We start from the raw sequence: 3,130 nt of genomic DNA, 5'->3' as shown, positions 1-3,130 counted from the left end.
CGCGAATTCAACTTCGAAGTGCGACACTCGCCTATGCCGCCTGACGGTACTCTTCGAATACCTTGACAGGCTGCCTGAATCCGAGACATTTCCGAGGTCGTAGGTTGAGCCACTGCTCCGCTCTCCTGACATCCTCGTCCGTGACCTCTCTCAGGTCTGTTCCCTTTGGGATAAACTGCCTCAACAGCCCATTGCTGTTCTCGTTCAGACCGCGCTCCCACGAAGAGTAAGGGTGCGCAAAGTAAGTCTCGGCACCCAGCGCTTCCTCTATCGCCTTGTGTTCGGCAAACTCGCCGCCGTTGTCAAAGGTGATGGTATGCACCTGCTCGATGTAGGGCGTTAACATCTCGATTATCGCATCCCGCACCACCCCAGCCTGTTTGCTCGCGACCCGCTTGACCAGATAGAGCCGGCTCTTGCGCTCCACCAGGGTGACCAGTGCACCTGTGCCTTGCTTGCCCAGCACCGTATCCGCCTCCCAATCACCGAGCCGCTCCCGGCTATCGACGATAGCCGGCCGTTCATCAATAGAGCGGGCTTCCTTGATTGTCAACGCCGACCGAAAACTGATCCACTCTGGCTAATTTCGCCGATTGAAAAGTGATCCACCCGGACATGGGGTTAATTGGTTTTGGGTGTGGCCCCCGCTTTGCGTTTCTCTTTCAAACGATAGCTTTCACCGCTGATCTGAACGATGTGTGCATGATGTAACAGTCTATCGAGCATAGCTGCCGTTAGTGTCTGATCATCGGCAAAGGTGCTGGCCCACTGGCTAAAGGGCAGATTGCTCGTCAAGATCAGGCTCCCTTTCTCATAACGTTTGGCGATCACATTGAAAAACAGGTTTGCTTCCTCACGCCCAAACGGCAAGTAGCCTATCTCATCGATCACCAGTAAACGCGGCCCCATCACGACACGGCTGAAGTAGGCATTAAGCCGCTCCTGTCGTTGAGCTGCTTGCAGCTGCAACATCAGGTCTGCTGCGCTGATAAATCTGGTCTTGATGCCAGCCATCAGAGCCCGATAGGCCAGTGCGATGGCAAGATGCGTCTTGCCCACTCCGCTTGGGCCCAGCAGCACTATGTTGAGGTATCCTGATTTTCACAGACAGTCCCGATTGTTACGATGAGACAATCGGGGGTATTGAATGAAATCGAGAGAACACTATTCACCAGAGTTTCGGGCAGAGGCGGTTCGACTGGTGTTGGAGCAAGGCCTTGGCCAAGCTGAAGCCGCCAGAAGGTTGGGTATTGCCAAAGGCACACTGAGCAACTGGGTGGTCGCAGCCAAAGGAGGAAAGGATACATCGGCCATTCCCGGAGCGCGTTCTGTCGCCGAGCTGGAGGCTGAAGTGGCCCGGCTACGCAAAGCTCTCGCACAAGCCAACATGGAGCGCGACATCATAAAAAATGTATGGTCTGCTCCTTATCTGCAAGCTTGAACTGATTTCCAGAAGTCGTTTGCGTCAATGTATCCGGCCTATCTGTGAGCCGTTTTCCGGCTCTGGCCTTGATGGGATCCGCACGTCGTCGTCCTAATAAAGCTACCAGTCATGAGAGACTGCTTTTTTAGCCAGGCTGCAACGTCGTGGGGTGAACGCTTCTGTCATCTGTTTACGTTGAATCGGAAATGGTGTTCATGATCGGCCGGAATATGCAATATCTGTTAAACGGCTGCGCTTGCGTTGGGATAGGGTTGGTAATCCCTGCCGGATGTCAGTACTTTCCAGCAAATTCGCATTATCTTGTTGGCCAAGGCGATAAGGACCACATGATGGTGATGGCCGGCCTCCAGCCTAGCGACCCATTCGCCTAAGGAAGGTGCGAATAAGTCATATGGCACGAGAGCATTTACTGGTAACCCATTGATATTAAATGACTAAAATTTTCATTTTTTGTTCGTGGGATACTTGTTCGCACTTTCCCTCTCCTTTGCTCTACACAATTGGTGCTGCCAGTATATGTCGCCTGTATACTCATGCCGATACTGGTTACATTCACATGTCGCATTTTGGAGCACATATGACCGCTGGGGCGCTCACCTGGGATCAGACTTTGCGTTTTCGACTGCTGGAGATCGTGTTGATGTGGGAAGGCCGCCTAACCACCAACCACCTCTGCACTGCCTTCAACATTGGCCGCCAGCAGGCGTCGAGGGATATCAACCGCTATATCCAGGAGGTCTCGCCACAAGGGCTGGAGTACGACCGCAATCTCAAGGGATACAAACCTACCGCCCAGTTCAGCCCTCGCTTTAGCGAAGGCAAGGTGGATGAGTATCTGTTGCTGCTGCACCGAGAGAAGCAGCATCAGCGCCAGCATGAGGCAGGTGTCTTGGCGCTGCCACTGATGGACCTGCGTTACGGCCATATCGAGATCCTGGATGTGCCTAACCGCCATATCGACCCCGTCATCGTACGCGGTCTGGTGCAGGCGGCCCGCAGCCAGTTACGGGTGGATGTGGATTATGTGTCGCTCAGTTCGGCCGAGCGTAGCGGGCGCAATATAGTTCCCCATACCTTGGTCTATGACGGCATTCGCTGGCATGTGCGGGCGTATTGCGAGAAGAAGAGGGATTATCTGGACTTTGTGATGAGCCGCTTTCGGGGCAAGCCGGAGCTACTCGACGCTTCGGCCCACGGTCGAGATCAGGATCTGGAGTGGAACAATCGGGTGGTCGCTGTGGTGACCCCCAATCCCTGTCTGGGTGATGAACAGCAGGCCATTATCGCCAGCGACTATGCGATGACCGACGGCAAGTTGCTGATAGAACAGCGCGTCCCCTTGATGCATTACGCCCTGGAGCGGATGCAGGTGAGCTACAACGGGGAACATGCTAATAATCCCCTGCTCTACCCACTGGTGCTCGCCAACCGGGAGGAGCTGATCCGGCAAGGCTGTGCCTTTAAGCTCAAGAATGCAGATTTGCAAATTTCATAGCGGGCTGGTGCTTTGTAGTGGCCCAGCTCACGACGCCACTACGAGCACCTGACTGTTTATCCGTTGGATTTGACCCCATAGGTCCAGACACTTTTTCCCGCTTAGGATTGTGATACCCGACTGCGCAGAAATTCCCGGGGTGAACGGTATCCCAAGGCGCTGTGCGGGTGGTGTTCGTTATAATGCTCAAA

General features: G+C 54.2%; 1 protein-coding gene and 3 pseudogenes. 2 read left to right on the top strand and 2 right to left on the bottom strand.

Translation table 11 applies throughout. The annotated features are described in order from the left end of the window. Positions 1–31: 31 nt before the first annotated feature. Both C3418_RS23170 and istB read right to left on the bottom strand, forming a co-directional pair. Positions 32–547: pseudogene (locus C3418_RS23170) on the bottom strand (IS30-like element ISAs2 family transposase); the annotation flags it as partial. Between the two features lie 74 nt (positions 548–621). Further along, positions 622–1,086: pseudogene (gene istB / locus C3418_RS23165) on the bottom strand (IS21-like element ISAeme17 family helper ATPase IstB); the annotation flags it as partial. A 61-nt stretch (positions 1,087–1,147) separates the two neighbouring features. On the opposite strand from istB, the pseudogene C3418_RS23160 reads away from it, so the two are divergent. Both C3418_RS23160 and C3418_RS23150 read left to right on the top strand, forming a co-directional pair. After that, positions 1,148–1,408 (top strand): annotated as a pseudogene (locus C3418_RS23160) (transposase); the annotation flags it as partial. A gap of 613 nt (positions 1,409–2,021) precedes the next feature. Continuing rightward, on the top strand, positions 2,022–2,939 hold the full coding sequence (locus C3418_RS23150; protein WP_064341356.1) for a WYL domain-containing protein: 918 nt from the start codon (positions 2,022–2,024) through the stop codon (positions 2,937–2,939). The last annotated feature ends 191 nt before the right edge of the window (positions 2,940–3,130 follow it).

The sequence above is a fragment of the Aeromonas sp. ASNIH8 genome (assembly GCF_002919855.1).
In the GTDB taxonomy this organism is placed as follows: domain Bacteria; phylum Pseudomonadota; class Gammaproteobacteria; order Enterobacterales; family Aeromonadaceae; genus Aeromonas; species Aeromonas caviae.
Note: the sequence above shows the minus strand (reverse complement) of the source record. Positions and strands in the feature narration are given on the sequence as shown.